At 69.0% G+C, this 25,937-nt stretch carries 26 protein-coding genes and 2 riboswitches; of the genes, 11 read left to right on the forward strand and 15 right to left on the reverse strand.

Features of this window, described 5'->3' with window-relative positions; translation table 11 throughout:
* Window positions 1–199: 199 nt before the first annotated feature.
* Window positions 200–1,093: a LysR family transcriptional regulator gene (locus SR870_RS20185; protein WP_322515290.1), complete on the reverse strand. Its 894-nt coding sequence runs from the start codon at window positions 1,091–1,093 to the stop codon at window positions 200–202.
* A 296-nt stretch (window positions 1,094–1,389) separates the two neighbouring features.
* On the reverse strand, window positions 1,390–2,607 hold the full coding sequence (locus SR870_RS20190; RefSeq protein ID WP_322515291.1) for a BtaA family protein: 1,218 nt from the start codon (window positions 2,605–2,607) through the stop codon (window positions 1,390–1,392).
* 154 nt (window positions 2,608–2,761) lie between these two features.
* On the opposite strand from SR870_RS20190, the gene SR870_RS20195 reads away from it, so the two are divergent.
* The 7 genes from SR870_RS20195 to cbiB all read left to right on the forward strand — a co-directional run bounded on the left by SR870_RS20195 (window position 2,762) and on the right by cbiB (window position 8,860).
* Window positions 2,762–3,463, forward strand: coding sequence for a class I SAM-dependent methyltransferase (locus tag SR870_RS20195; RefSeq protein ID WP_322518326.1), 702 nt, complete (start codon window positions 2,762–2,764; stop codon window positions 3,461–3,463).
* Entirely contained in the window at window positions 3,460–3,783 is a 324-nt protein-coding gene (locus SR870_RS20200) for a multidrug efflux SMR transporter (RefSeq protein ID WP_322515292.1), read from the forward strand. The genes SR870_RS20195 and SR870_RS20200 overlap by 4 nt, the downstream gene beginning before the upstream one ends.
* Before the next feature lie 50 nt (window positions 3,784–3,833).
* A riboswitch (cobalamin riboswitch) is annotated at window positions 3,834–4,040 on the forward strand.
* Between the two features lie 73 nt (window positions 4,041–4,113).
* Window positions 4,114–5,232 carry a HoxN/HupN/NixA family nickel/cobalt transporter gene (locus SR870_RS20205; protein WP_322515293.1) on the forward strand — a complete coding sequence of 373 codons (1,119 nt, stop codon included), beginning with the start codon at window positions 4,114–4,116 and terminating at the stop codon, window positions 5,230–5,232.
* Between the two features lie 7 nt (window positions 5,233–5,239).
* A complete protein-coding gene (locus tag SR870_RS20210) occupies window positions 5,240–6,265 on the forward strand; it encodes an iron ABC transporter permease (protein ID WP_322515294.1) in 1,026 nt (341 codons plus the stop codon).
* Window positions 6,262–7,044: an ABC transporter ATP-binding protein gene (locus SR870_RS20215; RefSeq protein WP_322515295.1), complete on the forward strand. Its 783-nt coding sequence runs from the start codon at window positions 6,262–6,264 to the stop codon at window positions 7,042–7,044. Before SR870_RS20210 ends, SR870_RS20215 begins: the two co-directional genes overlap by 4 nt.
* A 3-nt stretch (window positions 7,045–7,047) precedes the next feature.
* Complete coding sequence (locus tag SR870_RS20220; protein ID WP_322515296.1) at window positions 7,048–7,887, forward strand: ABC transporter substrate-binding protein; 840 nt, start codon at window positions 7,048–7,050, stop codon at window positions 7,885–7,887.
* 1 nt (window position 7,888) lies between these two features.
* Window positions 7,889–8,860, forward strand: coding sequence for an adenosylcobinamide-phosphate synthase CbiB (cbiB, locus tag SR870_RS20225; protein ID WP_322515297.1), 972 nt, complete (start codon window positions 7,889–7,891; stop codon window positions 8,858–8,860).
* Here the strand turns inward: cbiB and SR870_RS20230 are convergent.
* From SR870_RS20230 to SR870_RS20255, 6 genes are all read right to left on the reverse strand, one after another.
* Window positions 8,833–10,317 (reverse strand): cobyric acid synthase, encoded by a 1,485-nt coding sequence (locus tag SR870_RS20230; RefSeq protein ID WP_322515298.1) that lies wholly within the window; start codon window positions 10,315–10,317, stop codon window positions 8,833–8,835. The two genes, cbiB and SR870_RS20230, sit on opposite strands and share 28 nt — an antisense overlap.
* A 178-nt stretch (window positions 10,318–10,495) precedes the next feature.
* Window positions 10,496–11,119 carry a cob(I)yrinic acid a,c-diamide adenosyltransferase gene (gene cobO, locus SR870_RS20235; RefSeq protein WP_322515299.1) on the reverse strand — a complete coding sequence of 208 codons (624 nt, stop codon included), beginning with the start codon at window positions 11,117–11,119 and terminating at the stop codon, window positions 10,496–10,498.
* On the reverse strand, window positions 11,116–15,000 hold the full coding sequence (gene cobN, locus SR870_RS20240; RefSeq protein ID WP_322515300.1) for a cobaltochelatase subunit CobN: 3,885 nt from the start codon (window positions 14,998–15,000) through the stop codon (window positions 11,116–11,118). Before cobN ends, cobO begins: the two co-directional genes overlap by 4 nt.
* A 182-nt stretch (window positions 15,001–15,182) precedes the next feature.
* Window positions 15,183–16,190, reverse strand: coding sequence for a cobalamin biosynthesis protein CobW (gene cobW, locus SR870_RS20245; protein WP_322515301.1), 1,008 nt, complete (start codon window positions 16,188–16,190; stop codon window positions 15,183–15,185).
* A 2-nt stretch (window positions 16,191–16,192) separates the two neighbouring features.
* Window positions 16,193–16,717, reverse strand: coding sequence for a bifunctional adenosylcobinamide kinase/adenosylcobinamide-phosphate guanylyltransferase (gene cobU, locus SR870_RS20250; RefSeq protein ID WP_322515302.1), 525 nt, complete (start codon window positions 16,715–16,717; stop codon window positions 16,193–16,195).
* Window positions 16,714–17,247: a DUF1636 domain-containing protein gene (locus tag SR870_RS20255; RefSeq protein WP_322515303.1), complete on the reverse strand. Its 534-nt coding sequence runs from the start codon at window positions 17,245–17,247 to the stop codon at window positions 16,714–16,716. Before SR870_RS20255 ends, cobU begins: the two co-directional genes overlap by 4 nt.
* A 40-nt stretch (window positions 17,248–17,287) precedes the next feature.
* Window positions 17,288–17,507: riboswitch (cobalamin riboswitch) on the reverse strand.
* A 93-nt stretch (window positions 17,508–17,600) separates the two neighbouring features.
* Between SR870_RS20255 and cobT the strand changes: the two genes are divergently transcribed.
* The 3 genes from cobT to SR870_RS20270 all read left to right on the forward strand — a co-directional run bounded on the left by cobT (window position 17,601) and on the right by SR870_RS20270 (window position 19,753).
* Entirely contained in the window at window positions 17,601–18,656 is a 1,056-nt protein-coding gene (gene cobT / locus SR870_RS20260) for a nicotinate-nucleotide--dimethylbenzimidazole phosphoribosyltransferase (RefSeq protein ID WP_322515304.1), read from the forward strand.
* 26 nt (window positions 18,657–18,682) lie between these two features.
* Window positions 18,683–19,354 carry a 5,6-dimethylbenzimidazole synthase gene (gene bluB, locus SR870_RS20265; RefSeq protein WP_322515305.1) on the forward strand — a complete coding sequence of 224 codons (672 nt, stop codon included), beginning with the start codon at window positions 18,683–18,685 and terminating at the stop codon, window positions 19,352–19,354.
* A gap of 153 nt (window positions 19,355–19,507) precedes the next feature.
* Window positions 19,508–19,753 (forward strand): hypothetical protein, encoded by a 246-nt coding sequence (locus SR870_RS20270; protein ID WP_322515306.1) that lies wholly within the window; start codon window positions 19,508–19,510, stop codon window positions 19,751–19,753.
* Window positions 19,754–19,808: 55 nt separating this feature from the next.
* Here the strand turns inward: SR870_RS20270 and SR870_RS20275 are convergent, their stop codons facing one another.
* The 5 genes from SR870_RS20275 to SR870_RS20295 all read right to left on the reverse strand — a co-directional run bounded on the left by SR870_RS20275 (window position 19,809) and on the right by SR870_RS20295 (window position 22,376).
* Entirely contained in the window at window positions 19,809–20,387 is a 579-nt protein-coding gene (locus tag SR870_RS20275; protein ID WP_322515307.1) for a hypothetical protein, read from the reverse strand.
* Window positions 20,388–20,492: 105 nt separating this feature from the next.
* Window positions 20,493–21,116, reverse strand: coding sequence for an Abi family protein (locus SR870_RS20280; protein WP_322515308.1), 624 nt, complete (start codon window positions 21,114–21,116; stop codon window positions 20,493–20,495).
* 160 nt (window positions 21,117–21,276) lie between these two features.
* Window positions 21,277–21,489, reverse strand: coding sequence for a zinc ribbon domain-containing protein (locus tag SR870_RS20285; RefSeq protein WP_322515309.1), 213 nt, complete (start codon window positions 21,487–21,489; stop codon window positions 21,277–21,279).
* A gap of 140 nt (window positions 21,490–21,629) precedes the next feature.
* The gene (locus SR870_RS20290) at window positions 21,630–22,118 is read right to left on the reverse strand and encodes a GIY-YIG nuclease family protein (RefSeq protein ID WP_322515310.1); all 489 of its coding nucleotides are present in this window, start codon (window positions 22,116–22,118) and stop codon (window positions 21,630–21,632) included.
* 63 nt (window positions 22,119–22,181) lie between these two features.
* Window positions 22,182–22,376 carry a hypothetical protein gene (locus SR870_RS20295; RefSeq protein ID WP_322515311.1) on the reverse strand — a complete coding sequence of 65 codons (195 nt, stop codon included), beginning with the start codon at window positions 22,374–22,376 and terminating at the stop codon, window positions 22,182–22,184.
* A gap of 204 nt (window positions 22,377–22,580) precedes the next feature.
* On the opposite strand from SR870_RS20295, the gene SR870_RS20300 reads away from it, so the two are divergent.
* Entirely contained in the window at window positions 22,581–23,543 is a 963-nt protein-coding gene (locus SR870_RS20300; RefSeq protein WP_322515312.1) for a YheT family hydrolase, read from the forward strand.
* A 392-nt stretch (window positions 23,544–23,935) separates the two neighbouring features.
* On the opposite strand, the gene SR870_RS20305 is transcribed toward SR870_RS20300, so the two are convergent.
* Window positions 23,936–24,913 carry a tripartite tricarboxylate transporter substrate binding protein gene (locus SR870_RS20305; protein ID WP_322515313.1) on the reverse strand — a complete coding sequence of 326 codons (978 nt, stop codon included), beginning with the start codon at window positions 24,911–24,913 and terminating at the stop codon, window positions 23,936–23,938.
* Window positions 24,914–24,984: 71 nt separating this feature from the next.
* Window positions 24,985–25,869 (reverse strand): IclR family transcriptional regulator, encoded by an 885-nt coding sequence (locus SR870_RS20310; protein ID WP_322515314.1) that lies wholly within the window; start codon window positions 25,867–25,869, stop codon window positions 24,985–24,987.
* Window positions 25,870–25,937: the final 68 nt, after the last annotated feature.

Below are 25,937 nucleotides of genomic sequence, written 5' to 3' on the forward strand. Positions count from 1 at the left end.
AAGAACGTCAGTTACCAGGACAAAAGCCTCTCCCCGTCATTGCGAGCGAAGCGAAGCAATCCAGGGCCGGTGCACGGAGCTCTGGATTGCTTCGTCGCGGAGCCTGTGCTCGGACGGCGCGAAGCGCCGATCCGAGTGCTCCTCGCAATGACGAGCAAGCTCCCACTCCTGAACCAGATTGCCGAGGTCTCCTCGCTGATCAGTTCTGCAGCGACGGCGCGACCTCGCGCGCGGTTTGCATCAGGGCGGCGACCAGCGGCGTGTAGGGCTCGCGTGGCGGCACCACCAGGCCGATGCTGTAGGACACCAGCGGATCGACGATCGGAATGGTGCGCACGCCGTCGCCGAGGCCGAGCGTTTCGGCGAGCTTCGCCGGCATCACGCTGGCCCAGCGCCCGGTCTTGACGTGGGTGTAGAGCACGATGATCGAATTCGACGTCAGGGTCGGAAGCGCCTCGGTGCCGGCTTCGCGCAGCGCGCGGTCGATGATGCGGCGGTTCTGCATGTTCGGCGTCAGCAGACACAGCGGGACCTGCCCGACTTCCTTCCACGTCACCTGATCACGATCGCCGAACATGCCGTCGGGCGAGGTGATCAGCCGGTAGCTCTCCTGATACAGCGGAATCGTGCGAACTTTGCCGACGGGTTCGTTCTCGATGTAGGTGAGGCCCGCATCCGCCTCGAGATTTTCCAGCAGGCCGAGCACTTCCGAGGAGGTGCAGGACTGAATGCTGAAGCGCACATCCGGATAGCGCGCGCGGAACGGCGTGGTCAGCGACGCCACCATGCCGAGCACGGTCGGGATCGCGGCGATCCGGAGTTCTCCGCTGAGGCTGCCCTTCAGCGTGTTGATTTCCTGCTTCATCGCCCGGGTATCAGCGACGATCCTCCGCGCCCAGTCCAGCGTCCGCTCGCCTTCCGGCGTGAAGCCGAGAAAACGGGAACCGCGCTGCACCAGCATCACGCCGAGGATCTCCTCGAGCTGCTTGATGCTGGTCGACATCGTCGGCTGCGTCACGCCGCAGGCTTCCGCCGCCCGTCCGAAATGGCGTTCCTTGGCGAGCGCAAGCAGCAACTCGAGCTTGTCGATCAAACCGGCCTCGATCAATTCGCGAAAGTATGACGCGAGTCTTGCCCGATCGCAGCAGGTTCGGCAAGGCGGCCGAACGGGACCACGAACATGGCCACGCTCTCCCTCTTTCCCGTCGGGCACAGCCTGCTCCCTCTCCCGCTTGCGGGAGAGGGTTGGGGTGAGGGCACCGCAGGCACTGATCGAGTGTTCCGTCGAGAGTCAGCTTCCCCTACCCGGATCGCTACGCGATCCGACCTCCCCCGCAACCGGGAGAGGTGGCTGTGGCACTGTCTTGCTCTCGCTTGCGCGCCGCCGGATCAGCCCGCGTTTGCTCGCGCGTAGCAGTGGAAGCCGCCATAGATCCCCGAGCGGTCGCGGTCGAAGCCGATCGCGCTGCGCTCGGCGTCGCGCTGCCAGACCTGTCGCAGCGGCGCGAGCGCGTCGGTCTCCAGCGGCGATTCGGCGCCCGCGGTGCGGAAGATCACTCGCACCGAATCCTTGCCGGAGCGGTCGATCGCGTCCCACAGCGCGCGGATCTCGTCCGGCGCCATCCAGTCCTGCGAGTCGAGCAGCACGACGGCGTCGATCTGCCGGGCCGGCAGATTTTCCAGGAACACCCGCAGGTTTTCGTGGACCGGAATGATCAGGCCGGCGCCCGAGCGCATCTGCGCGTAGCGGCTGCGCTGCAGATACAGCGGCAGGCAGGTATCGCCTGGCCCTGGATAGCTCCGGCTCAGCGCCTGCCAGGCGAAGTAATTGGTCTCGTTCGGATAGACGTTGATCAGCCGCAGCAGGCGCTGATGCAGCACCTCGTTGAGCGGCTGGTCGCCGCCGAGCAGTTCGCGCTGCTGCGGCGGGATGCCGAGGCTGAACAGCAGCGCCGGCGTGCGCGTCAGCAGTCTGGCGAAGCGCGAGTGGAACAGACGATCGAGCTGCTGCAGCGCTGCCTTGCGCTCGGGCGAGTCCGGCGCCGCCTTCAGCAGGACCGACAGGTCGATCTTGGCGAATTTCGCCAGCAGATGCGCGAAGCCGATGAAGCTGCCGAGCGCGCCGTGACGATAGAAGCCATCGGTGAAGTAGCGATAGCGCGCGCGGCCGCGGAAATCGCGCTCGTCCCAATAGCTGCGCGCGTCGCCGGCGAGCTGCGGCCGCAGCCGCTGCCGATACAGATCGGCATTGTCGTCGGCGGTGCCTTCGCCGAAGAAGCGCCAGAACTGCTCGTAGTCCGGCAGCGCCCGCAATCCGGCGAGCTTCAGCTTCAGCAGCGCGAGATGCGCCTCGTTGAGATCGACGGCGAACACCTGCGCGGGCTTCGCCGTGAGGTAGGACAGCGCGTTGCAGCCGCCCGAGGAAATCGTCACGATGGTGGAGCCGATCGGCAATTGCAGCGCCGCGAGATCCGCCTCGGGGTCTTCCCAGATCTGGGTATAGACCAGACGGCGGAACCAGATCGAAAACAGACGATCCCAGATCGTCGACTCGCTGCGATCCTTGCTGTTGCGGACCGCGTCCGCGATGAGCTGCTGCGTATTCATACCACCCTCGAATCGGCAATCGTTCGAGAATAGCCGCGTCGCACTGCAGTTTTACGACAGTCCGCGCATCGCGCCGCAGCGTCTGTCATCAACATGTCGTCGCAAAACGGGATGAATGGCGGATGATTCCAGATCGAGGGCGCACTCCGTGACCATGATCCGCTCCGAAATTTCTGCTGATCCGTCCTGGCCGGTCGACGCGACGTCGCGCATGAACCGGATGTATCGCTATCAGCGGCACATTTATGATACCACTCGCCGGTACTATCTTCTCGGTCGCGACGAACTGATCGCCGGCCTGGCGCCCGCCGCCGGGGACAATGTGCTGGAAATCGGCTGCGGCACCGGCCGCAATCTGATCGCGGCGGCGAGCCGCTATCCGGACGCGCGCTTCTATGGATTCGACGTGTCGACCGAGATGCTGACTTCGGCGATCAGCGCCATCGCCCGCGCCGGGCTGAGCGGCTCGGCGAAGGTCGCCCATGGCGACGCCACCAGCTTCACCGCGCAGGCGGTGTTCGGCCAGCCGATCGCGTTCGACCGGGTGATGATCTCCTACAGCCTGTCGATGATCCCGGACTGGACCGCGGTGATCGAGCGGGCGGTCGCCAGCCTGAAGCCGGGCGGCCAGTTGCACATCGTCGATTTCGGCGACCAGAGTGGCTTGCCGCAGGCGATCCGCACTGCACTGCGCCGCTGGCTGGCGCTGTTCGACGTCACGCCCCGCGATGAACTCGAAACGACGCTGATGCAGATCGCGGTGCGCACCGGCGCCGGGCTGAAATTCGACAGGCCGTATCGCGGCTACGCGCAGGCCGCGGTGCTGACCCTGCCGTCGCGGCGCCGCGCGCCGTGAGCGGATGGCTCGCGCTGCTCGCAGCGGGCCTGATGGAGATCGTCTGGGCGGTGGGCCTGAAGCACTCCGACGGCTTCACCCGCTTCTGGCCGGCGCTCGGCACGCTGGTGGCGATTCTCGCGAGTTTCGGCCTGATGAGCATCGCCCTGAAGTCGCTGCCGTTCGGCACCGCCTATGCGGTGTGGACCGGAATCGGCGCCGCCGGCAGCATCGTGGTCGGCATGGCGGCCTATGGCGAGCCGGCCAATGCGGTGCGCGTGCTGTGCCTGTCGATGATCGTCGCCGGCATGATCGGGCTCAAGCTCAGCACGCCTGCGTAAACCGTACCGCTCCCGACCAAGGCGGCGATTGACAAAGCGGTTGCGCGCCCCTCCTATCGAACCGTTCAGGTGTGTCGGGAGTCTCCCGGCACAGGGAAGCCGGTCCGGGCGCCTTTGGCGCCTCAAGCCGGCGCTGCGCCCGCAACTGTAGGCGGCGAGCGATCCTTCATCGTGCCACTGCGCCCATCGGGCGCGGGAAGGCGAGGGATTGCGACGACCCGCGAGCCAGGAGACCGGCCTGAGCCGCGTCATCTTCCAGCGTGCGGTGCGCGCGGCTGGGGCGGTCCGCCGCATGGGTGACAGGAAACTGCTCACCGTTCGGGGACCCTGATGTCCGAGACCATTGCCCGCGAAAGTTCTCCTTCCACCACCGCTGCTTCCAACACCGCTGTGTCCAGGAGCGCGGCGTCCCCGCCGCCCGATGGATTCCGCGTCCGGCTGGTCGCCGTGCTCGGCGGGCTGGTGATCGCCAACATCGCCGCCTGGGCCTGGGCGCTGACGGCTTTCGCCGGGCAGCCGGTGCTGATCGGCACCGCGGTCCTCGCCTACAGCCTCGGCCTGCGTCATGCGCTCGACGCCGATCACATCGCGGCGATCGACAACGTCACCCGCAAGCTGATGCAGGAGGGCAAGCGGCCGGTCGCGGTCGGCTTCTTCTTCGCGCTCGGCCATTCCACCGTGGTGCTGGTGGCGTCGCTGGCGATCGCGCTGGCGGCCAATTCGCTGACCGAGCGATTCTCCGGCTATCGCGAGATCGGCGGCGTGATCGGCACCTCGGCCTCCGCGCTGTTCCTGTTCGCCATCGCGATCGCGAATCTGGTGGTGTTGAGCGGGGTCTATCGCGCCTTCAAGAAGGTTCGCGCCGGCGAGGCGGTGCACGACGACGACATCGACGCGCTGCTGCAGCAGCGCGGCTGGCTGGCGCGGCTGTTCCGGCCGCTGTTCCGCTTCGTCTCCAAGAGCTGGCACCTGTATCCGATCGGGCTGTTGTTCGCGCTCGGCTTCGAGACCGCGAGCGAGATCAGCCTGTTCGGCCTCGCCGCCAACGCCTCGGGCTCGATCTCGCACTGGTCGATCCTGATCTTCCCGGCGCTGTTCGCCGCCGGCATGACGCTGGTCGATACGCTGGACGGCGTGCTGATGCTCGGCGCTTATGGCTGGGCCTATCGCAATCCGGTGCGCAAGCTGTACTACAACATGACCATCACCTCGGTCTCGGTGCTGGTCGCGATCGTGATCGGCGGCATCGAGACGCTCGGGCTGCTGGGCGGACGGCTGCATCTCGAAGGCGCGTTCTGGGAGTGGATCTCCGAGCTCAACGAGAATCTCGGCGCGCTCGGCTACGGCATCGTCGGCCTGTTCGTCGCGAGCTGGATCGTCTCGACCATCATCTACCGCGCCAACGGCTATCACCGGCTCGACGAGCGCGCGCCTGTCGTGCAGAAATGACCGCCACATGACGATGCGCCAAAATCCCGCGTCACGCGCGGCGGCGGTCACGGCCGTGCTCCTGATCGTGGTCGGCCTGCTCGCGCTCGGTTCGCTCGGCGTCGGCCCGGTGAAACTGTCGCCGCTCGCCGTGGTCGATGCGCTGATCGGCCGTGGCGGCGAGGTGCAGCAGATCATCGTGCAGCAGATCCGTCTGCCGCGCGCCATCCTGGCGCTGGCGATCGGCGGCATTCTCGGCCTGTCCGGTGCGGCGCTGCAGGGCCTGCTGCGCAATCCGCTGGCGTCGCCGTCGCTGTTCGGCGCGCCGCAATCGGCGGCGTTCGGCGCGGTGCTGATCATTGCGCTGGGCTGGGCCGATGTCCGCTCCTACGCGCTGCCGGTGGCCGGCATCACCATGGCGTTCGTCTCGGTGTTCGTGCTGCTCACGGTCGCCGGCCGCAGCGCCAGCCTGTTGCTGCTGATCCTCGCCGGGCTGGCGATCTCGAGTCTCGCGGGGGCGGCGACCGCGCTGGTGATGAATCTGTCGAACAACCCCTTCGCCAGTCTGGAAATCGCGTTCTGGCTGCTCGGCTCGCTGGAGGACCGCAGCTTCCGTCACGTCGCATTGGCGCTGCCCTTCATCGTCGTGGGCGCTGCGCTGCTGCTCAGTCAGCGCGCCGCGTTCCGGGCGCTCAGCCTCGGCGAGGAAACCGCGCAGAGTCTCGGCGTCGACGTCGCCCGATTGCGGCTGATCGTGATCGTCGGCACGGCGCTCGGTGTCGGCGGCGCGGTGTCGGTGTCGGGCACGATCGGCTTCATCGGCCTGGTCGCGCCGCATCTGGTGCGGCCGCTGATCGGCCACGATCCGGCGCGACTGTTGATCCCGAGCGCGTTCGCCGGCGCCGCGCTGCTGCTCGCCGCCGACATCGCGGTGCGGATCATTCCGTCGACCACCGACATCAAGGTCGGCGTGCTGACCTCGATCATCGGCGTGCCGTTCTTCCTGTATCTGATCGTGCGCCAGCGCCGCGCTTTGAGTGGAGGCGTCGTATGAGCGAACACGGCTTCCTCGCCGCACGAAACCTCGGCGTCGCGCTGTCCGGCCGGCAGGTGCTGCACGACGTGTCGCTCGACCTCGCGCGCGGCCAACTGGTCGCTTTGGTCGGACCGAACGGCGCCGGCAAGACCACGCTGCTGCGCGCGCTCGCCGGACTGATCGAGGCGAGCGGCGAGGTGACGATCGGCGGCGACGCGCTGTCGGCGCTGCCGCTGCGCGAGCGCGCCAGGCGGTTCGGCTATCTGCCGCAGGGCCATCTGGTGCACTGGCCGCTGCCGGCGCGCGACGTGGTCGCGCTCGGCCGCTTTCCGCACGGCGCCACCGATCCGGCGCGGTTGTCGCCGCGCGATGCCGAGGCGGTCGCGGCCGCGATGCGGATCACCGAAACCGAGCCGTTCGCCGAGCGCAACGTCACCGAACTGTCCGGCGGCGAGCGCAGCCGCGTCGCGCTGGCCCGCGTCCTCGCCGTCGAGGCGCCGGTGGTGCTGGCCGACGAGCCGACCGCCTCGCTCGATCCGCGCTACCAGCTCGACGTGATGCAGACGCTGCGGCAGGCGGCCGACGCCGGCACGCTGGTGATCGTGGTGACGCACGATCTCGGCCTCGCCGCGCGCTTCGCCGACATTGTGCTGGTGATGGCGGCCGGGCGGCTCGCGGCGCACGGCGCGCCGCATCGGGCGCTGTCGGACGAGATCCTGCGGCGCGTGTTTCGCGTCAGCGCCTATCGGGCGGACTATCAGGACAGCGGCGTGATCCTGCCCTGGGCCGGGGTCTGAGCGATGCGCGCCCGCGCCTGGCTCGCTCTCGCGCCGGCGCTGATCGCGGGGCTGTCGTCCGCCGCGGTCGCCGCGCCGCTGCCGCTTCTGGCGTCGATCAATGTCTGCACCGATCAGTTGCTGATCACGCTGGCCGATCCGGAGCAGATCCTCGGCCTCAGCCCCTATGCGCGCGACGCCGCGCGGTCCTATCTGTCGGAGCAGGCCGGTCGGTTTCCGGTGCTGTCGGGCGAGGCCGAAGACGTGCTGATGCTGAAACCCGACATCGTTGTCGGCGGCCGCTACACGCGGCGCGCGACGCGCGAGCTACTGAAGCAGCAGGGCCAGCGCGTCGTCGAGTTCGATACGGCGCGCACGCTGGACGACGCCAAGGCGCAGATCGGCATGATGGGCGATCTGGTCGGCCATCCCGAACGCGCGCTGGCGGCGAACGCACGGATCGATGCGGCGATCGCGCGGGCGAAGAAAGCCGCGTCCGACAGGCCTTTCCGCGTGCTGCCGCTGGAGCGGCGCGGCTGGGTGTCGGGCCGCGACAGCCTGATCACCTCGCTGCTGTCGACCGCCGGCCTGGTCAACGCCGCCGACGCGCTCGGCATCAGCTACGGCGGCTTCGCCTCGCTCGAAGCGGTGTTGAGATTGCGGCCGGACTATCTGCTGGTGTCGGACAGCAGCGACTTCGCCGAGGACGAAGGCCGCGCCTTCGTGCTGCACCCGGCGCTCGAACGCTTGTATCCGCCGTCGAAACGGCTCACGATTCCCGAGAAGCTGACGGTGTGCGGTGGGCCGATGCTCGCGGACGCGCTCGATCGCCTGACCGAGGAACTGTCGCGGCTGGAGCGCTGACATGCTGTTCGACCAACACGCGTTGCTGATCGTCGTCCTGGCGCTGGTGATCGATGCGCTGATCGGCGATCCGGACTGGCTGTGGAAGCGGCTGGCGCATCCGGTGGTGCTGATCGGCGCGCTGATCGGCCGGCTCGATCGGGCGCTGAATCGCGACGACTGGACGGAGCGCCGGCGCAAACTCGCAGGAATTCTGGCTGTCGGCGCGATCATCGCCGTCACTGGAATCATTGGTTATTTTCTCGAGGCAATGTTGCGGCAAACCTGGGGCGGGTTTGTCGCAACAGCGGCGCTCGCCGCGACGCTGATCGCACAGCGGAGTTTGTACCAACACGTCGCGGCAGTCCGCGCTGCGTTCGGCGGAAATGGGCTCGACGGCGCGCGCGAGAAGGTGGCGCTGATCGTCGGGCGCGATCCGCAGACGCTCGACGAGGCAGGAGTGTGCCGCGCCGCGATCGAATCCTGCGCCGAGAATTTTTCCGACGGCGTGGTCGCGCCGGTGTTCTGGCTGGCGCTGCTCGGACTGCCGGGGCTGTTGATCTACAAGGCGATCAACACCGCGGATTCGATGATCGGTCATCTCAATCCGACCTATCGCTCGTTCGGCTGGGCGGCGGCGCGGCTCGATGACCTCGTCAATCTCGTTCCGGCGCGATTGTCGGGCCTGCTGATCGCGGCGGTTGCGCCGGTGGTGCGCGGATCGATCAGGCAGTCGTTCGCGGTGATGCGCCGCGATGCGCGAAAGCATCGTTCGCCGAATGCCGGCTGGCCGGAAGCCGCGATGGCCGGCGCGCTCGGCGTCGCGCTCGCCGGCCCGCGCAGCTATGGCGGCCAGCTCACCGACGATCCGTTTCTCAACGATGGCGCGCGCGCCGCGGCGACGCCGCAGGATATCGGCCGCGCCACCCGCGTACTGATCGCGGCTTGCGTCGTACAGTTCCTGATCTACGCGGCGCTCTGGTTGGTGCTCTGACGCGACCGCGCGATCGCCAGCAGCGCGTCGACGTCGAGATGGGCTTCGAGATGATCGGCGAGCGCGTCGAGCGCGGCTTCGACCTGCGCGTCGTAAGCGAGCTCGGAGGCGATGCCGAGGCCGGCGAGCCAGGCCTTGCGGAAGGCGTCGTTGCTGAACAGCCCGTGCAGATAGGTGCCTTGCACCCGGCCGTCGCGCGAGATCGCGCCGTCGGGGCGGCCTTCGATCGTCACCACCGGGCGGGCGCAGTCCGGGCCTGAACTACGTCCGAGGTGGATTTCGTAGCCTTCGACCGGCGCCCCGGTGGCGCAATGCGAACCCGCGACCAGCGTGGTCGATTTGTCGCCCTGCATCAGCGTCTCGATGTCGAGCAGTCCGAGCCCATCGATCGTTCCGGGCGCGCCGTCGATGCCGTCGGGATCGGCGATCGAGCGGCCGAGCATCTGATAGCCGCCGCACAGGCCGAGCAGATGGCCGCCGCGGCGGACATGGGCGGCGATGTCGATGTCCCAGCCCTGCGTACGCAGGAAGGCGAGGTCGCCCAGCGTCGACTTGCTGCCGGGGATGATCACCACACTGGCTTCCGCGGGGATCGGCTGGCCCGGCGGCACGAACACCAGCTTGACGCCGGGCTCCATGCCGAGCGGATCGAGATCGTCGAAATTGGCGATCCGCGCCAGCATCGGCACCGCGATGATGCGCGTCGCCTTGGAGGCGCGGGCGCGGTCGAGATCGACCGCGTCTTCGGCCGGGAGCAGCGCCGCCTGCGGCAGCCACGGCACCACGCCGAGCGACGGCCAGCCGGTAAGTTCGGTGATCGCGGTCAGGCCGTGATCGAACAGACGCACGTCGCCGCGGAATTTGTTGATCAGATAGCCGCGCACCAAGCCGCGTTCGTCGGCGTCGAGCACCAGATGGGTGCCGGCGAGGCTAGCGATCACGCCGCCGCGCTCGATGTCGCCGGCGATCACCACCGGCACATTCGCGGCGAGCGCGAAGCCCATATTGGCGATGTCGCCCTTGCGCAGATTGATCTCGGCCGGCGAGCCGGCGCCCTCGATCAGCACGATGTCGGCGTCGCCGGCGAGCCGCGCGAAGCTGTCCAGCACATGCGGCAGCAGCGCCGCCTTCTTGTCCAGAAAATTTCTTGCGCCGAGCCGGCCGAAGCGCTGGCCCTGCACGATCACCTGCGCGCCGGTGTCGGTCTCGGGCTTCAGCAGCACCGGGTTCATGTGCACGCTCGGCGGCAGCCTTGCTGCGCGCGCCTGCACCGCCTGGGCGCGGCCGATCTCGCCGCCATCGGCGGTGACGGCGGCGTTGTTCGACATGTTCTGCGGCTTGAACGGCGCCACGCGCAGGCCGCGGCGCAGCAGCGCCCGGCACAATCCCGCCACCAGCGTCGACTTGCCGGCATTGGAGCAGGTGCCCTGGATCATCAGCGCGGGGGTGGGGGTCATGTGAGCACGGCGCCCATTTAACCCCTCCCCCTTGCGGGGAGGGTCGGCCGAGCGAAGCGGAGGCCGGGGTGGGGGTGCCGCGAGCACGGTGCCCGTGGCACCCCCACCCGGCCGGCCTGCGGCCGTCCACCCTCCCCGCAAGGGGGAGGGGAAGAGAAGCGCGGTGCTAATCGAGTGCTCAAAACTCCACGCCCTTCTGCGCTTTCACGCCGCTTCGGAACGGGTGTTTCACCAGCGTCATCTCGGTCACCAGATCGGCGATCTCGATCAGCGCCGGGTTGGCGTTGCGGCCGGTGATGACGACGTGCTTGTCGGCGGGCTTCTCGTCGAGCAGGAAGGCGATCACTTCGGAGATCGGCAGATAGTCGTAGCGCAGCACGATGTTGAGTTCGTCGAGCAGCACCAGGCGGTGGCGGTCGTCGCGGATCAGTTCCTTGGCGCGCTCCCAGCCGGCGCGGGCGGCGGCGACGTCGCGTTCGCGGTCCTGGGTCTCCCAGGTGAAGCCTTCGCCCATGATGTGCAGCGTCACCAGCTCGGGAAATTTCGCCAGCAGCTTGGCCTCGCCGGTGTTCCATTTCTCCGATTTGGTGAAATGCACCACGCCGACCGGCATGTCGTGGCCGATATGGCGGAACACCATGCCGAGCGCGGCCGAGGTCTTGCCCTTGCCGGTGCCGGTGTGGACGATCAACAGCCCCTTGTCGGCGACCATGCCCTCGAGCTTTTTGTCGTGGGCGGCCTTGCGCTTCTTCGCCTTCTCGGCGTGGCGGGCGTTGTCGTCGCGATCGGACACATCGGTCATACGGATTCCTTCTGATGTAACAACTCGGCGAGCAGGTCGGCGGCGTGGTTGGACCGCGGCGTCCACAGCCCGCGCCGGATCGCTTCGGCGAAGCGCCCGGCGGTGTCGCGCAGCGCTGCCGGATTGGCGTCGCGCATGAAGTCGCGCACCTGCTCGTCGTCGAGATAGGCGGCGAACAACAGATCGAAATGATGGCTGCCGACCGCGTCGGTCGAGGCGGCGAAGCCGAACAGATAGTCGACGGTGGCGGCGATTTCGGAGGCGCCCTTGTAGCCGTGGCGCATCACGCCTTTGATCCATTTCGGATTGGCGGCGCGGCCGCGCACCACGCGGCTGATCTCGTGGCTGAGCGTCCGCGGCAGCGGCGCCTCGGGGCGCGAGCTGTCGACATGGGCGATCTTCGGCGCCGCGCCGCTCAGCGTCTCGACGGTGGCGGCGAGGCCGCCGATGAACTGGTAGTAATCGTCGGAGTCGAGAATGTCGTGCTCGCGATTGTCCTGGGTCTGGGCCACGAGCTGCGTCGCCGTCAGCCGCGCCGCGAAGGCGTCGCGGGCCTCGCTGCCGTCCTGTCCGCTGCCATAGGCATAGCCGCCCCAGGCCAGATAGGCGCCGGCGAGATCGCCGCGGCTGTCCCAGCCGCCGTCGTCGATCAGAGCCTGCAGCCCCGCCCCATAGGCGCCGGGCCTGGAGCCGAACACCCGATAGGCCGCCTGCTGCCGGGCGCGATCGGGCGCAACCCCGCTGCGCATCAGCTCATCGGCGCGGGCGCGGACATGGGCTGCGATCGGATTGGCGTCGTCCGGCTCGTCGAGCGCCGCGATCGCCGCGATGGCGCTGGCGATCAGGTCCATCTGGGTCGGGAAGGCGTCGCGGAACAGGCCGGAGACGCGGAAGGTGACGTCGACGCGCGGGCGCTTGAGTTCCGACAGAGGCACGACCGCAAAGCCGGTGACGCGGCCGGTGGCGTCTTCCCAGGTCGGGCGGGCGCCGATCAGCGCCAGCGCCTGCGCGACGTCGTCGCCGCCGGTGCGCATGTTGGCGGTGCCCCACGCCGACAGCGCGATCGCGCGCGGCCATTCGCCTTCGCTCTGCCAATAGGACTCGACCAGCCGCTCGGCGGCGAGCGCGCCGATCCGCCACGCCGACGGCGTCGGCACCGCGCGGACATCGACGGCGAAGAAGTTGCGCCCGGTCGGCAGTACATCGGGCCGCCCGCGCGTCGGCGCGCCGGACGGGCCGGGGCGGACGAAGCGGCCGCCGAGCCCGCGCAGCAGCGCATCGCGCTCGGCGTCGCCGCAGGCCTCGATCGCGGGACGCAGCGAGGATGCGATCCAGTCGAGCACCGGCTGTGCATGAAGCCATGCGTGCTCTTCACCCTCTCCCCCCGTGGGAGAGGGTGGCGCGGACAACGTCCGTGCCGGGTGAGGGGGCGCCGCGGAGACTGACGGAGAGTTTGTACCGAACGCGGCCGCCGCCCCCTCACCCGCCCTCGCTTCGCTCGGGCACCCTCTCCCACAAGGGGAGAGGGGAAGTGGGGCCGCCTGGTGCAGAGTCGACACAAATCGCAGCGCCAGCGCCTCGATGCGCTCGACGGTGTCGCCGGTGGTGCGCCAAAGGTTGTCGCCGAGATCGGCGAGGACCGCCGGGCGCGGGCCGGTGTAGTCCGAGGCCAGATCGCGCGTCAGCGGATCGAACACGCCGCCGCTCGCATCGGTCAGGCCGAGATCGCGCGCCAGCGCGCGGTGCAGCGAGGCGTCCTGCGGTTTGAGGTCGGAGCGTGGAAGCCGGGCGATTGACACGAGCAGTTCGTCGCGCTGCGCGGGCTGCGGGGTGCGGCCGAAGATGTGCAGGCCGTCGCGGATCTGCATCTCCTTGAGGTCGCACAGATGCGCGTCGATCGCGCGCAGCGCGTCCAGCGTCGGGGTCTGCCGATCGATCGCGACGTCGGCGTCGAGCCGCGTCGCGCGCGCCAGCGACAGGATGTCCTCGGCAATCACGTCGGCGCGCTTCGGATCGAGATCGGCGGCGAGCGCGTATTCGTCGACCAGCGCTTCGAGCCGCGCCATCTCGTCGTGCAGCTCGGCGCGGGTCATCGGTGGCGTCAGATGGTCGATGATCACCGCGGCGCTGCGGCGCTTGGCCTGGATGCCCTCGCCCGGATCGTTGACGATGAACGGATACAGATGCGGCAGCGGGCCGAGCAGCGCGGCGGGGAAGCAGTCGCGCGACAGCCCGGCGCCCTTGCCGGGCAGCCATTCGAGATTGCCGTGCTTGCCGAGATGGATCGCCGCATGGGCGTCGAATTCGCGCCGCAGCCACAGATAGAACGCCAGATAATGATGCGGCGGCGGCAGATCCGGATCGTGGAAGCTGGATTTCGGATCGATGCCGTAGCCGCGCGCCGGCTGCACCCCGACCAGGATATTGCCGAAGCGATGCAGGCCGAGCCGGAAGCGGCCGTCGGCGAGGTGCGGATCGGCTTCGGGCCGGCCCCAGCGCATGGTCACGGCGTTGCGGACGGCATCCGGCAGCGTCGCGAAGGCGGCCTTGTAGTCGGCGATCGGCCAGGCCACGCCGCCGATGCGTCGATCGCGCGCCGCCAATTCGTTGGTCGGGCCGCGCTGCAGGATCTGCATCAGTTCTGCGGTGTCGGCCGGCAGCGCGCCGGTGTCGTAGCCCTCGGCGCGCAGCGCGAACAACAGGTCGCACAGCGATTGCGGCGTATCGAGCCCGACGCCGTTGCCGAGCCGGCCGTCGCGATTCGGATAGTTGGCGAGCACGATGCCGATCCGGCGCTTGCGGATCGGCAGCCGGCGCAGCCGCACCCAGGCCTTGGCGAGATCGGCGGCGGCGTCGATGCGGTCGTCGAGCGGCTGATACACCGCCGGTGCGTCGCCGCCGTCATCGCCGCGCTGCTTGAACGCGACCGCGCCGGCGAAGATCCGGCCGTCGACCTCGGGCAACACCACATGCATCGCCAGATCGCGCGGATTGAGGCCGCGGCTCGACTGCTGCCAGCTCTCGCGGCTGATTCCGGCCTGCGCGATCTGCAGGATCGGGCAATCCGCCGCCGCCAGGATGCCGGCATCGTCGGTGGCGGTCGCGGTCGCGAAGGCGGTGGCGTTGATGATGATGTCGGGCGGGGCGGCGGCGAGCGCGCTCTGCAGGAACGCGATCGAGCGCGCATCCTTCAGGCTGGTGACATACAGACAGGCGACGTCGAGGCCGCGCGCATCCAGCGCCGCGCGCAGCGCCTCGATCGCGGCGGTGTCGCCGGCGGCGGCGAGCGCGCGATAGAAGATCACCAGCGCGCGGCTGCGCTGCGAGCGCTGCGGTTCGGTCGGCCAGAAGCCGGCGGCGGGCATCGGCCGCGGCGGCGGCGGCGGGTCGTCGCGCAGGATCATCCAGGCGGCGTAGCGCAGCGCGAGCTGCAGATTGTCGACGCCGCCCTCGGTGCAATAGCGCCACAGCGCATGCGCGTCGTCGGCGTCGACATTGCCGCGCGCCGCGAGCTCGGCGTTCCACTGCATCTCGCCGGGGAGGCAGGCGAACAGCGCGCCGCGCGCAAAGGCGTCACGGCGCAGGCTGTCGACGCCGTGCGGCCAATAGGCTTCGCCGCCGAGCATGCGCAGGATCACGATCTTCGCTTGCGGCAGCGTGCGCTCGACATAGAGATCGACCGAGGCGGGATGGCCGAGCGCCAGCAGATTGGTCAGCCGCAGGCTCGGGAAGTCGCCCGGCAGCGTCGCCCGCGCCGCGGCGAACGCGGACAGGTCGGTGTCCGCCGCCGACAGCACCACGATCTCGGCCGGCGCCTGCCCCAGATCGCGCGCGACGTCGCCGTCGTCGATGCCGGCGCTGGCGTCGAGCTTCAGGTGCATGGGGTGCACCTCATCGCATCAACCCATCGCACCGCCATCCTGATGTGCGCACCGGCTGCACTCACTCTCGTCATGCCCGGGCTTGTCCCGGGCATCCACGTCCTCGGGCGGTCGCCGCGAAAAGACCGTGGATGGCCGGGACAAGCCCGGCCATGACGGGTGAATGGGTCGGTCACGTCCAACTACCCACCCGCCAGCGCACGGCGTGCGGCGTCGGCGTCGAAGCCCTTCAGGCCGATCACCACCAGATGGTCGGCGCGCTGCGCGTCGGGGCGGGCGAAGGCGAGGTCGATGCGGGCGCCGACCGCCTGCACCACCACCGGCGCCGGCTTGCCGGCGATCCGTGCATGGCCCTTGACCCGCAGCACGCCGTCGAGGCCGAGCGCGTCGCCGACGCGGCTGCGCATGGTGTCGATAGTATCTGCGGGCTGCGGCGTCACCACGATCGAATCGAAATCGTCGTGGTCGTGCTCCTCGCCGTCGGCGTGGTGCCCGGCGCGGGCGGCGAGGTCGTCCTCGGCGGCGGAGCCGAGCCCGATCAGCACCGACGGCGCCAGCGCGCCGTGCGACGGCACGATCCGCACGTTCGGCCGCAGCCGCGCGGCGAGCCTTGTCTCGAGCGCGGCGAGTTGTTCCGGCGTCACCAGATCGGCCTTCGACAGCACGACGAGATCGGCGCAGGCGAGCTGATCCTCGAAAACCTCTTCGATCGGATCGTCATGCGTGACGTCGCGCAGCGCCTTGACCGCATCGTCATCGAGCGGGATGCGGCCCTCGACCAGCGCCAGCGCGTCGACCACGGTGACGACGCCGTCGGCGGTGGCGCGGGTCTTCACCGCCGGCCAGGCGAAGGCCTTCAGCAGCGGCTGCGGCAGCGCCAGTCCGGAGGTCTCGATCACGATGGCGTCGAGCGGGCGCTCGCGGTTCAGGAGCTTCTCCATCGTCGGGATGAAATCGTCGGCGACGGTGCAGCAGATGCAGCCATTGGTCAGTTCGACGATGTCGCCGGGGGCGCAGACCGCGTCGCCGCAATCCTCGACCAGCGCGCCGTCGAAGCCGGCGTCGCCGAATTCGTTGACGATCACCGCGATGCGGCGACCGCTCGACTGGTTGAGCAGCGCGCGCAGCAGCGTGGTCTTGCCGGCGCCGAGAAATCCGGTGAGCACGGTGACGGGGACACGGGCGGACATGATCAGTTCTCCTGCTTCAGCCACAGCGGCAGGCCGGCTGCGACGAACACGACATGGGGGACGGCGGCGGCGATGGTCTGGTTGAGCCGGCCCTGGGCATCGCGGAAGGCGCGGCCGAGCGGCGTTTCGGGCACGAGACCAAGGCCGACCTCGTTGGACACCAGCACGATCGGCGCTGCGGCGACGCCGAGAAAACGCGTCAGCCGCTTGGCCTCGACCGCGGGATCGCGGCCGGCTTCCATCAGGTTGAACAGCCACAGCGTCAGGCAATCGACCAGCACGGCGCGGCCGCGGCCGGCCTCGCGGGTCAGCGCATCGACCAGCGCCAGCGGCTCCTCGATCGTGGTCCAGCCGTCACCGCGGCGGGAGCGATGATGCGCGATCCGGTCGGTCATCTCGTCGTCGCTGCGGGTCGCGGTGGCGAGATAGATTTTGGTCAGGCCGCTGCCGGCGACGAGCTTCTCGCCGAACACCGATTTGCCGGAGCGCGCGCCGCCGAGCACCAACGTGGAGACGAGCGCGGTCATGACGGGCTGCGCCCGTCGTCCGGCGACCAGCGCAACGGCGGCAGCCGCGCCACCATGCCCTTGCGCAGCACCTCGGCGCGCTGCCGCCACGGCACCAGGCCGTAAGCGTTGTCCCGATAGGCGGCGGCGAAGGCGGCGATCGCTGCGGCGCCGGTGTCGGGCAAAAGATCGCCGAACAGGAAGCTGTAGCCGTCGGCGCTCGACACCGCGACGGTGGCCGGGCGTTTGCAGACGCCGAGGCATTGCACCGGGCGCACCTGCAGATCGTCGGCGCCGCCGAGCGCGGCCCTGATCGCGTCGAGCAGCGGCGCGCCGGCGTTGCCGCCGTCGGAAGCCTTGCAACTGGTGCAGACGCTGATCATCACCGGATCGCTCGGACGCGCCGATATTTCGGTCGGTTCAACGCCTTGCGCGGTGGTCGGATGGTCGTCCGGGCTGAGATTCATGCCCTCGCTCTCGGCGGCGCCGTCTGGATCGGCGCCTTGCGGCTTCGAGCTTTGCCGGATCGCGCGCGGTGACGAATTCGCCACCGCCCTGCTTTCCGTCCGGTGCACCCCGCCCCGACGCCGCCAAAGCACAATTCGCGATGGCAGGTCTCCTGGCTCGCGAGTCGGTGCCCTTGTCGCCGCCTTCCCAGGAGTCCAGCAGGACATCCCAGTGGCCGAGGCGCGGGCTCGTCGCTTACAGTTGCGGGGGCAGCACCGGGATGGAGATCGCTCGAACCGAGTTCACTCGCACCGGATTCCCTTTTCACCCTCCTTGCGGAAGGACCATCGCCGGCCACGCTAGCTGCGGTATCCGGCTCGGTCAACCACGCGAAGGTGGAGTTGACGGGCGCGCCCGGGACGAGTCAGTTGCCCGCCTTCATCAGCAGGGGACCATGATGCGGACCGACACTCTCATTGCCTGGCAGAAGCCGCCGATCGCGCCGGTGGATCCTGCGCTGTATGCCGCGTTGCGCGCGCGGGTCGACGGCAAGGCCAAGCCGCCGGGTTCGCTCGGCCGGATCGAGCATCTGGCGGTCGAACTCGCCGCGATGCGGCATCCGGCGGAGCCGCGCGGCGACAATGCGGTGCTGATGGTGTTCGCCGGCGATCACGGGCTGACCGCAGAGGGCGTGTCGCAATATCCGTCGGCGGTGACGGTGGCGATGGTGATGACCTATCTGGCCGGCAAGGCCTGCGCCAATGCGTTCGCCGCCGCGACCCATGTCGACGTCCGGGTGATCGACGCCGGCGTCGCCGCCGAACTGCCGGATCATCCCGATCTGATCGACGCCAAGGTGCGGATGGGCACCGGCAATGCCGCGCGCGAGCCGGCGATGACGATCGCACAGGCGGCGCTCGCGCTGGCCCGCGGCAGCGAACTGGCGATCGCCGAGATCAAGGCCGGCGCCGACATCATCGCGCTCGGCGAAATGGGCATCGGCAACACCGCGTCGTCGTCGCTGCTGCTGCATCGGCTGGCGCCGGCGCCGCTCGACCATTGCATCGGCATCGGCGCCGGGCAGGACGCGCCCGGCATGGCGAAGAAGCGCGCCGCGATCGAGATGGCCGCCGAGCGCAGCCCCGCCACCGAGCCGTTCGAGGTGCTGTGCGAATTCGGTGGGCTGGAGATCGCGATGATGGCGGGCGCGGTGCTCGGCGCGGCGTCGCAGCGCCGCCCGGTGATCGTCGACGGTTTCATCGCCACCGTCGCGGCGCTGCTCGCGGTCCGGCTCGCGCCGGAAGCGCGCGGCTATTGCGTGTTCGCGCACCGCTCCGCCGAGCGCGGCCACGACATCGCGCTCGACGCGCTGCAGGCGAGCCCGCTGCTCGACCTCGAACTGCGGCTTGGCGAGGGCACCGGGGCTATTCTCGCGGTGCCGCTGCTCCGTGCCGCGGCGCGGCTGATGACCGACGTCGCCGATCTCAGCGACGTGCTGGCGGGCAAGTTGTGAGCGCGCGCGACCACGAGGTGAACGAGATGATCGATCTGCAGGACGTCGCCGCCGCCAACGCGCGGCCGCCCGAATTCGACGCCGCGTTTCGCGACAAGTTCGCCGAGCTGGTCGCGTGGCGGCGTGACGTCCGGCGGTTCCGCCGCGATCCGGTGGCGCCGGAGCTGATTCATCAGCTGCTCGATCTCGCCCAGCTCGCGCCGTCGGTCGGCAACAGCCAGCCGTGGCGGTTCGTCAGCGTCGACAGCGCGGCGATGCGGGAAAAAGTGCGTAGCAACTTCCTGCGCTGCAACGAGGTCGCCGGCAACGTCTATGACGGCGAGCGCGCCGCGCTTTATGCGCGGCTGAAACTCGAAGGCATCGACGTCGCGCCGCGGCAATTCGCGCTGTTCTGCGACCGCGCCACCGCGCAGGGCCAGGGCGTCGGCCGCCAGACCATGCCGGAGGCGCTGGACTACTCCGTCGTGGCGATGATCGAGACGTTCTGGCTGGCGGCGCGCAGCCACGGCCTCGGCGTCGGCTGGGTGTCGATCCTCGATCCGGAACAGATCACCCGCGATCTCGACGTGCCGGCGGAGTGGAAGTTCATCGCCTATCTCTGCGTCGGCTGGCCGGTCGAGGAACACGTCGATCCGGAGCTGGTACGGGTCGCCTGGCAGGACCGCACCCGCGCCGGGCGCGACGTGCTGTCGCGCTGAACGTCGTTGTGTCCGCAGGCGTACCAGACTGCGCGATGCGTAGTTCGATGTTTGCCGTGTATTAAGCAAAGCGGCGCAGGGCGCGCCGCAATTGCAAGATTTTGTCACAATCTGTCTCGATAGTCCGTCCCGTTCCGACAGGAGGACCGGATCATGACGACATCACGGATCAAGTTGATCGGCATGGCGACGATCGCCGCGGCGACGCTGTTCGCCGCGCCCGCGCTGGCCAACAATCAGGCACATCAGGGCGGCCTCGGCGAGGCCCCATCGAATGGCTGCAGCTCCTACATGAAAGCGTCCGACGGCAGTTGGACCAAGATCCCGTGCACGGAAGCGGGCGCAAGCGCCGCTGCCTCGCGCCGCACCGGCACCCGGACATCGGAAACATCCAACTGATCCGATCGTCGCGCCGCTGTCACGGCGGCGCGACGCGGACATCGTCGGGCGCTGATCAGTCCGGCTTCGCGGCCGGCTGGTCTGCGCGCTTCGGCGTCGGCCGGATCAGCAGCGGGAAGCCGGAAAAGAACGTATCGGAATCGATCAGCTCCGGGATGCCGAGAAGCTGCGACAGCGTGCGCGGGCCGCTCTTCGTTCCGGTGGAGGTGCCGTTGCGCGTCGACGTGGCGGGCTTGGGCGTCTCCGACCGGTCCGGCGCAGCGGTGTCGGTCTCGCGCCTCGCTGTCGCCCGGCCGGCGGGCTGAGCCGATGACCCGGATTGAGACGAAGGCGGCTGCGGTGGTTTCGGCGCCACTACGATCCCAGCGGGCTGCGGCGCAGTCACCGGCGCAGTCGCCCGCGCCGCAGTCGCACGCGCCGCCGTCGACGGCGCACCTGCACCATTGGCATGACGATCGAGGATCTGTTCGGCCCGCACCGCGGTACCGAACGGCGGCTCGATCCGCAGCGTCGTCTTGCCGCGTCCATCCGGTCCGGAAGCCAACTCGGCGGTGTCGAAGCCTTGCGATCTGAGCTCGTCGAGCGCCGCATTGGCGCGGCCGGGATTGTCGAATACGCGGGTGATCTGCACCATCTTCACTACCTCGGATCGGTGATCGTTCGGCGGGAAGAACAACGCGCAAGGCAGGTTCGTTCCGCGGCGGGGGTGCGTAGCAGCGCCGCGGCGCAAGCAAGACGGTTACAGCACGTCCGGAACTCGGCTGTTCGACCCGGCCCATGCTGCGGTGTGCCGGCACATCCAGCCGATGGTCTCGATGATTTCGGTGTGTGTTGCCACGACGTCGTGATGGAGGATCGGTTCATGATGAGCGATCCGATTGCGGAATCGCCGCAGCGCGTTCAGTCGAGAATGAACTGTCTTTCGTGGCTTTCCACCGCCGACAAGGAAGGCCTTGTAGAGACAGGTTCGCCAAAGCGTAGCGTCGTAATGTGGACCAAGAAGCCCTACCCAAAACGAGAATTTCAATTCGGCGATCACTCTGCCCTGGAGCATTTCTCGCCGACTGCGCCGGAGTTCCTGGATAGCCTCGGAGATCATCCGCCGCGAATGGTCATTCAGCGGAACCGATGGGTCGCCAAACCAGGTGTCCCCATAGCGCAGTGACAGTTCACGGGTGAGGCAATTGCGCAGGCAAATTTCGAGGGACTGGAGCGGTGTATAGAACGCCTCGGATAGCCGAGTATTCTTCTCGTATAACGCAATCGCGGCGTCCAAATCTTGGTTGGCCGCTTCTAAATACTTCCTCAGCCGCTCCCGCGTCAGCGTTCTTTCCAGAGCCGCGTTGATTGCAACTGTTCGCAAGATAATTCACTTGTCGTCGAAATGATCGTTGCTATATTCACGGCGTACACCCCGGGTCGGCCTCTGTCGCAAGACATGCTCCCGGGGTCAGTCATTTCTGAGCCTGGCGATCGCATTGTCGGTCTGGCGACGCCGATACCGTTGTCTGGCTTCGCCCCCGTCAGGCGCAGAGGTCCGGGGAGCAGCGGCCGCAGCCGCCGGCGCCGTCGCACATCGGCACGTCCGGGCCGGCCTTGGCGGGCCGGGCGATCAGCGACAATTGCTGATCGAGATCGGTGCCTTCGCAGCTCGGGCAACTGGCCGTCTCGTTGGCGTAGAGCAGCGTCTCGAAGCGGTGGCCGCATTTGTTGCAGACATAACCGTAGATCGGCATGACGTTATCCTGATCGGGACCGCGGAGGATGGTGCGCAGCAAACCAACCGGGGATCGCGCCGTGCCGCATTGCGCCAGATCAGTTCGGGTCCGGTAAAATCGGCGCCCGAGCGGGTCCCGGCGCGGGTTCGCGCCGCGCGTCAGGCGCTCGCGCGCAGCCAGACCGGGCGCGCATCGGAATCGGCCGACAGCGCGGCGACGATCGCCCGGCGGGGGACGCGGCGCGGCCAGCGCAGCAGATGGCTGCGGCAGGTCGCGCAATCGCTGGCGCCGAAGCCGTCGATCGGGACCGGCAGATCACCGAGCCGGCGTACCAGCGCGCATTCATCGCCCTGCGGCACCGCCCATGCGCCCAGCACCTCGCCCGCGGTGGTCAACTGATCGACATGCCAGCGGATCGATTTCTGCTTGCGGAAATGCCGGCCGAGCCGCGCGCGCAAGCCGCCGGGGCCATAGGCGGAGCCGAAATACAGATAGCGCCCGGGGGGCAGCAGCACCGGCGCGGCCTTGCCGAGGCGGATGCCGAGCGGCGACGCGATCGCAATCGCCACCACATAGGCGCCTTTGGCCCCTTGGGGCCCCTGGGCCCCCTGGCTGTTCGGGCACTTGGCGAGCGGCGGCTGCGGCATCGCCGGAGTGTGGCACACGATCGCGGGCGGCCGATACGCGATCGATCAAACCGGAACGGCGCTTCAGTGCCGGGTCGGCACCTGGCTCAGCAGCATCCGCTTGATCTTGGCGCGGGCGTGCATCTCGCTGGCGGATTTCATCACCAGGCCCTTCGGACCGCCGGACAGCGCCGCCGCCTGCGCCCATTCGGCGGCGGCGAGAATCTCGAGTTCGTCGGGCGACAGGTCGCGATAATGTCCCGTGTCGTGTGGCTTCATGAGGCTTCCTCGAGGTGCGCCCGGGGCTGCCCGCTCCGTGGCTGTTGTTGTCGTGACACGAGCTTACTGCGAAGCCGCCGCCGCGCAACCGCGATCGCAGCCCGTCCGATCCGGATTTGACGCGAAGGTATTGACGCTTCCCCGACGGCGGCGGCAGGTTGCTGCCGGTGCGCCCGCACGGTCCTGTCTCGAACGCTGACTCTCATGCGCCATTATCGCGCGCCGTGGTGGTTGCCCGGCGGCCATCTGCAGACGATCTGGCCGGCGCTGGCCGCGCGACCGCGGCCGGCGGAAGCGTTGCGGCTCGCGCGCGAACGCTGGCGCGCGCCGGATGGCGATTTCATCGACGTCGATCATCTGCCGGGCGGCGCGGGCGCGCCGTGGCTGGTGCTGTTTCACGGCCTCGAAGGCAGCTCGTCGAGCCGCTATGCGATCGCGTTTGCGCAGGCGGCGCAGACGCGCGGCTGGCGCTTCAGCATTCCGCATTTCCGCGGCTGCTCGGGCGAGATCAACCTCGCGCCGCGCTCCTATCACTCCGGCGACTTCGAGGAGATCGGCTGGCTGCTGACGCGGATCCGCGAGCGCGCCGGCGCGCCGGTGTTCGCCGCGGGCGTGTCGCTCGGCGGCAATGCGCTGCTGCGCTGGACCGAGGAAGCCGGCGAGGGCGCGGCGCAGACCGTGCGCGCGGTGGCGGCGGTGTCGGCGCCGCTCGATCTGATCGCGGCGGGCGCCGCGATCGATCAGGGGCTCAACCGGCAGATCTACACGCGCAACTTCCTGCGCACCATGAAGCCGCGGGCGCTGGCGAAATGGGCGCAGCATCCCGGCCTGTTCGACCGCGACAGGCTCGCGTCGGCGACCACCTTGCGCGCCTTCGACGACGCCTTCACGGCGCCGCTGCACGGCTTTGCCGACGTCGACGATTACTGGACGCGGGCCTCGGCGCGGCCGCATCTGCACAGGATCCGCGTGCCGGCCCTGGTGCTGAACGCCCGCAACGATCCGTTCGTGCCCGGCGCCTCGCTGCCGGCGCCGCATCAGGTCGGCGACCACGTCACGCTGTGGCAGCCCGACGACGGCGGCCATGTCGGCTTCGCCGCGGCGCCGTTTCCGGGGCACGTGCATACGATGCCGGAAGCGGTGTGCGACTGGCTGACTCCGGTATGAGGGGGGAGGTCGAGGTCGGCGGCGAGCGCATCTGAAGTTGGCGGTCGCGGCGAGGACCACCCTCCCCTGGAGGGGGAGGGTCGCTCGCGTAGCGAGCGGGGTGGGGTGGCGAAGAGTTCATCCGCCGTGCCCGCTTCTCACCCCACCCCGTCGTGCCTCGCGATGCGAGGCCCGCCGACCCTCCCCCTCCAGGGGAGGGTGAAGCGAGTTCCGGGCTCACAGCCCTCGATATTCCTGTGCGATTGCTCTCGTGAGTCGCCGAGTCAGTGCCCGGCGCGCCCTCACCCCAGCCCTCTCCCGCAAGCGGGAGAGGGGGCTGGCTGCGCGTGGGACGGGCGTGAGCGACACGCGCCGGGTGCAGTCGAATCGATTATCGACTGCGCTCGCCGGCGTTATTGCTGTCCCTTCAGGCCGGCCTCCTCGATCACCTTGCTCCATTTGCTGGTTTCGCTGTCGATGAACGCCGCGAAGTCGGCGCCGCTGCGGCCGTGGGCTTCGAGCCCCTGGGCGAGCAGCTTCTGCTTCACGGTCGGGTCCTGCAGCGCGCGCAGCACCGTGCTCTCCAACTTTTCGACGATCGGCGCGGGCGTGGCGGCCGGCGCCATGAAGCCGTACCAGCCGGCGGCGACGATCTGCGGGAAGCCCAGTTCGACCAGCGTCGGCGCGTCCGGATAGATCGTGCTGCGCTCCGCCGAGGCGACGCCGAGCACGCGGAAATTGCCGGCCTTGATGTGCGGCAGCGCGGTGCTGATCGCCGTGAAGGTGGCGTCGACGCGGCCGGCGAGCAGCTCGGTATAGGCCGCGGAATCGCCGCGGAACGGGATGTTGAGGCCCTTGACGCCTGCGGTCCGGAATAGCAATTCGCCGGCGAGATGCGGCTGCGAGCCGGGGCCGGGCGAGCCGAAGGTCAGGCCGTCCTTCTTCGCCTTGCCGTAGGCGATCAGCTCGGGCAGCGTCTTGTAGTCGGCCTTGGCGTTGATGATCAGGAAGATCGGCGCGATCACCGCCATCGCCGCCGGCCGGAGCTCGCTGCGCTGGTAGTTCAGCTTGCCGAACAGCGCTTCCGCGGTGGCGTAGGGCGCGGCCGCATACAGGATGGTGTAGCCGTCGGGGGCGGCGTGGGCGACCATCTCGTTGGCGATGCGGGTGCCGGCGCCGGGCTTGTTCTCGACGATGAACTGCTGCTTGAGCTCGCGCTCGAAGTATTCGTTGAAGATCCGCAGCGAGATGTCGTTGGCGCCGCCGGCGCCGTAGGGCGAGATCATGCGGACGAGCCGCGTCGGCCATTCGTCGGCGGCGCGCGCGGACAATATCGGCGTCGCCGCGAGCGCGGCGGCCGAGGCGAGCAGGGTGCGGCGGGTCAGGGGCATGATGTCTCCTCCGTCGTTGTTGCGGTCCGCTCGTTGAGCCGGCGGACCTGTCGATCGTCGTTCAGATCACCTCACGTCGCGCTCCTGCCCTGCCGCACCCGCGGCGCGGCGGTGGCGTCGGCCTCCTGCACCATGGCTCGGATGGCGGCGGCGAGCGCCCGGATGCGCGGGCCGATCTCGGCCTCGAGCTGGCCCGGCTGCAGCCGGAATTCCGGAATGCCGCAATTGATCGCGAACGTCCGCTTCAGCCGGCTGGCGCGAAACAGCGGCGCCGCGACCGCGTGGATCGACGGCATGTATTCGCCGAAGCAGGTGCAGAAGCCGCGCTGCGCGCACTGCGCGAGACCGGCGCGATACAGCTCGCCGTCGCTCGCCCAGGCCGCCGCATCGGCCGCCTCGATCTGCCGGCCGAGCTGGGCGGCTTCATCGGCCGGCAGCAGCGACGCTGCGGCGCGGCCCATCGCGGTGCGAACCACCGGGATCGGCATGCCGATGTCCGGGCTGTGCGGACCGACATCGCCGGAGCGGGCGGTCTCGACATAGATCACCGAGGGGCCGTCGAGCAGGCCGATCGAGACGGTGCCGCGGACGCTGACCGCCAGATCCTGCATCAGCGGCCGTGCGCGCTGGCGGAACGGCATGTCGGCGAGCAGCGGATGCACCATCCGCAGCGCCCGGGTGCCGACGCCGTATTTCGACAGCGTCGGCTCGTAGCGCAGATAGCCGAGTTCGGCGAGCGTATGCGTCAGCCGCGCCACGGTCGGCCGCGGGATGCCGGTGCGCACCGAAATCTCCATGTTGCCGAGCAGCGGAGCGCCGGCGTCGAACGCTTCGAGCACGATCAGGCCCTTGGCGAGTGTGGTGGCGAAGGCGGCGTCGCCGGCGCTGTCCGCCAGCATCGCCTCGGCGGACGGCGGGGGTGCGGAAGTTCGGCGCGGCAGGAGACTTTCCATCATGTGGCGCATTATGGAGCGTTTCGCGGATCTGTCCAATTATTATCGAAACAGCGATCCGACCGTCCATT

Source organism: Rhodopseudomonas palustris (genome assembly GCF_034479375.1).
GTDB lineage: Bacteria > Pseudomonadota > Alphaproteobacteria > Rhizobiales > Xanthobacteraceae > Rhodopseudomonas > Rhodopseudomonas palustris_M.

Excerpts from the sequence above, each read along its gene's own strand:
- SR870_RS20275 (WP_322515307.1), bottom strand. The coding sequence starts at position 20,387 with ATGGTGCAGATCACCCGCGTATTCGACAATCCCGGCCGCGCCAATGCG.
- cobT (WP_322515304.1), top strand. The coding sequence starts at position 17,601 with ATGCGGACCGACACTCTCATTGCCTGGCAGAAGCCGCCGATCGCGCCG.
- SR870_RS20310 (WP_322515314.1), bottom strand. The coding sequence starts at position 25,869 with ATGATGGAAAGTCTCCTGCCGCGCCGAACTTCCGCACCCCCGCCGTCC.
- SR870_RS20300 (WP_322515312.1), top strand. The coding sequence starts at position 22,581 with ATGCGCCATTATCGCGCGCCGTGGTGGTTGCCCGGCGGCCATCTGCAG.
- SR870_RS20305 (WP_322515313.1), bottom strand. The coding sequence starts at position 24,913 with ATGCCCCTGACCCGCCGCACCCTGCTCGCCTCGGCCGCCGCGCTCGCG.
- cobU (WP_322515302.1), bottom strand. The coding sequence starts at position 16,717 with ATGACCGCGCTCGTCTCCACGTTGGTGCTCGGCGGCGCGCGCTCCGGC.
- SR870_RS20290 (WP_322515310.1), bottom strand. The coding sequence starts at position 22,118 with ATGCCGCAGCCGCCGCTCGCCAAGTGCCCGAACAGCCAGGGGGCCCAG.
- SR870_RS20210 (WP_322515294.1), top strand. The coding sequence starts at position 5,240 with ATGACGATGCGCCAAAATCCCGCGTCACGCGCGGCGGCGGTCACGGCC.
- SR870_RS20195 (WP_322518326.1), top strand. The coding sequence starts at position 2,762 with ATGATCCGCTCCGAAATTTCTGCTGATCCGTCCTGGCCGGTCGACGCG.
- bluB (WP_322515305.1), top strand. The coding sequence starts at position 18,683 with ATGATCGATCTGCAGGACGTCGCCGCCGCCAACGCGCGGCCGCCCGAA.
- SR870_RS20215 (WP_322515295.1), top strand. The coding sequence starts at position 6,262 with ATGAGCGAACACGGCTTCCTCGCCGCACGAAACCTCGGCGTCGCGCTG.
- SR870_RS20270 (WP_322515306.1), top strand. The coding sequence starts at position 19,508 with ATGACGACATCACGGATCAAGTTGATCGGCATGGCGACGATCGCCGCG.
- SR870_RS20285 (WP_322515309.1), bottom strand. The coding sequence starts at position 21,489 with ATGCCGATCTACGGTTATGTCTGCAACAAATGCGGCCACCGCTTCGAG.
- cbiB (WP_322515297.1), top strand. The coding sequence starts at position 7,889 with ATGCTGTTCGACCAACACGCGTTGCTGATCGTCGTCCTGGCGCTGGTG.
- SR870_RS20295 (WP_322515311.1), bottom strand. The coding sequence starts at position 22,376 with ATGAAGCCACACGACACGGGACATTATCGCGACCTGTCGCCCGACGAA.
- SR870_RS20220 (WP_322515296.1), top strand. The coding sequence starts at position 7,048 with ATGCGCGCCCGCGCCTGGCTCGCTCTCGCGCCGGCGCTGATCGCGGGG.
- cobO (WP_322515299.1), bottom strand. The coding sequence starts at position 11,119 with ATGACCGATGTGTCCGATCGCGACGACAACGCCCGCCACGCCGAGAAG.
- SR870_RS20190 (WP_322515291.1), bottom strand. The coding sequence starts at position 2,607 with ATGAATACGCAGCAGCTCATCGCGGACGCGGTCCGCAACAGCAAGGAT.
- SR870_RS20205 (WP_322515293.1), top strand. The coding sequence starts at position 4,114 with ATGTCCGAGACCATTGCCCGCGAAAGTTCTCCTTCCACCACCGCTGCT.
- cobN (WP_322515300.1), bottom strand. The coding sequence starts at position 15,000 with ATGCACCTGAAGCTCGACGCCAGCGCCGGCATCGACGACGGCGACGTC.
- SR870_RS20230 (WP_322515298.1), bottom strand. The coding sequence starts at position 10,317 with ATGACCCCCACCCCCGCGCTGATGATCCAGGGCACCTGCTCCAATGCC.
- cobW (WP_322515301.1), bottom strand. The coding sequence starts at position 16,190 with ATGTCCGCCCGTGTCCCCGTCACCGTGCTCACCGGATTTCTCGGCGCC.